The organism is Streptomyces ipomoeae 91-03 (assembly GCF_000317595.1).
GTDB lineage: Bacteria > Actinomycetota > Actinomycetes > Streptomycetales > Streptomycetaceae > Streptomyces > Streptomyces ipomoeae.
Map to the genome: position 1 here is coordinate 1 of NZ_AEJC01000295.1, position 2,804 is coordinate 2,804.

Below are 2,804 nucleotides of genomic sequence, written 5' to 3' on the forward strand. Positions count from 1 at the left end.
CCCTCGCGCGGCTCACTCCCCTGAGGGCCCCACTGACCCAGGGAGGGCCCGCTGCCCGCGATGGGAGTGGCTAGCCCGCCAGACAGGACGGGCCGAGCAGCACCTTGAGGTCGCCGAAGAGCGCCGGGTCCGGCTTCACCCGGTGGCGGTCGAGGCGCAGCACCGTCGTCTTGGTCGGGCCCTGGAGCCTGATGCGGACCTCACTGTCGCCCTTGTGGTGGGTGAGGATCTCGCCGAGCCGGCTGACCATGGGCGGGGTGACCCTGGTGGCGGGGATCGTGAGGATCACGGGCGCGTTGGTGCCCGCGTTGGACAGGTCGGGGACCTGGAGCTCCATGGCGACCAACCGCGGTACGTCCTCACGCTTGTCGAGGCGGCCCTTGACGAAGACGACGGCGTCCTCGACGAGCTGGGTCGACACGAGCTGGTAGGTCGCCGGGAAGAACATGCACTCGATGGAACCTGCGAGGTCCTCCACGGTGGCGATGGCCCAGGCGTTGCCCTGCTTGGTCATCTTGCGCTGGAGGCCGGAGATGATGCCGCCGATGGTGACGACCGCGCCGTCCGCGTGCTCGCCGCCGGTGAGCTGGGCGATGCCCGCGTCGGCCTTGTCGGCCAGTACGTGCTCCAGGCCGAAGAGCGGGTGGTCGGAGACGTACAGACCGAGCATCTCCCGCTCCTGGGCGAGGAGATAGGCCTTGTCCCATTCGTCGTCGGTGAACTGCACGTCGAGTCCGAAACCGGGCTCGTTGGTCTCCTCCTCACCCATGCCGCCGAAGAGGTCGAACTGGCCCTCGGCCTCCTTGCGCTTGACCGCCACCACGTTGTCGATCATCGGCTCGAACTGGGCGGTGAGGCCCTTGCGGGTGTGCCCCAGGGTGTCGAAGGCGCCGGCCTTGATCAGCGATTCCGTGGTCCGCTTGTTGCAGGCCACCGCCTCGACCTTGTCGAGGTAGTCCGGGAAGGAGGCGTACTTCCCCTTGGCCTTGCGGGACCGGATGATCGAGTCGACCACGTTGGTGCCGACGTTGCGCACGGCCTCCAGGCCGAAGAGGATCACGTCGTCGCCCTGGGCGGCGAAGTTGTGCACCGACTCGTTGACGTTCGGCGGGAGCACCTTGATGCGCATGCGGCGGCACTCGTTGAGGTAGATCGCCGACTTGTCCTTGTCGTCCTTGACCGAGGTGAGCAGCGCCGCCATGTACTCGGCGGGGTGGTTCGCCTTGAGGTAGGCGGTCCAGTAGGAGACCAGGCCGTAGGCGGCGGAGTGTGCCTTGTTGAACGCGTAGCCGGCGAAGGGGACCAGCACGTCCCACAGGGCCTGGATGGCCTCGTCGCTGTAGCCGTTCTTCTGGGCGCCGGCCTGGAAGATGGTGAAGTTCTTCGCCAGTTCGTCGGGCTTCTTCTTACCCATGACGCGGCGGAGGATGTCGGCCTCGCCGAGCGAGTAACCGGCGATGATCTGGGCGGCCTTCTGCACCTGCTCCTGATAGACGATCAGACCGTAGGTGACGTCCAGGACCTCCTTGAGCGGCGCCTCCAGCTCCGGGTGGATCGGCGTGATCTCCTGTTGCCCGTTCTTGCGCAGGGCGTAGTTCGTGTGGGAGTTCATGCCCATCGGGCCCGGGCGGTAGAGGGCCGACACGGCGGAGATGTCTTCGAAGTTGTCCGGCTTCATCAGACGCAGCAGCGAGCGCATGGGGCCGCCGTCGAACTGGAAGACGCCGAGGGTGTCGCCTCGCTGGAGCAGTTCGAAGGTCGTGGGGTCGTCCAGCGGGAGGCTGAGGAGATCGATGTCGATCCCCTTGTTGGACTTCACCATCTTGACGGCGTCGTCCATGATCGTCAGGTTGCGCAGGCCCAGGAAGTCCATCTTCAGCAGGCCGAGCGACTCACAGCTCGGGTAGTCCCACTGGGTGATGGTCACGCCGTCGGTGTGCCTGACCCAGACGGGGACGTGCTCGGTGATGGTCTCGCTGGACATGATCACGCCGGCGGCGTGCACACCCATCTGCCTCACCAGGCCCTCCACACCGCGCGCGGTGTCGATGACCTTCTTCACGTCCGGTTCGTTCTCGTACATCCCGCGGACCTCGCCCGCCTCCGAGTACCGGGGGTGGCTGGGGTCGGTGATGCCGGAGAGCGGGATGCCCTTGCCGAGGACGTCGGCGGGCATCGCCTTGGTGATGCGGTCGCCCATCGCGTACGGGTAGCCCAGCACGCGCGCGGAGTCCTTGATGGCGTTCTTGGCCTTGATGGTGCCGTAGGTGCCGATCATGGCGACCTTGTCGGCGCCGTACTTCTCCGTCACGTAGCGGATCACCTCGACGCGCCGGCGCTCGTCGAAGTCGATGTCGACATCGGGCATGGAGATGCGCTCGGGGTTGAGGAACCGCTCGAAGATCAGACCGTGCGGGATGGGGTCGAGGTCGGTGATGCCGAGGGCGTAGGCGACGATCGAGCCGGCCGCGGAGCCTCGGCCGGGGCCGACCGCGATGCCCTGCTTCTTGGCCCACATGATGAAGTCGGCGACCACGAGGAAGTAGCCCGGGAAGCCCATCGAGATGATGGTGTCCATCTCGTACTCGACCTGCTTCATGCGGTCGTCCGGGATGCCGTCCGGGAAGCGGCGGTGCATGCCGCGCATGGTCTCCTCGCGGAACCAGCTGACCTCGGTGTAGCCCTCGGGGATGTCGAACTTGGGCATCAGGTCGCGCTTCTCGAACATCCCGGCGGTGTCGACCATCTCGGCGACGAGGAGCGTGTTGGCGCAGCCTTCCTGCCAGGCGTCCGAGGAGTCGATG

The 2,804-nt window shown here is 66.5% G+C and carries 1 protein-coding gene; it reads right to left on the reverse strand.

Annotated elements, in window-relative coordinates:
- Positions 1-70 precede the first annotated feature (70 nt).
- Positions 71-2,804: DNA polymerase III subunit alpha (gene dnaE, locus STRIP9103_RS19575; RefSeq protein ID WP_048820595.1), on the reverse strand; the 2,734-nt coding region annotated here is incomplete at its 5' end.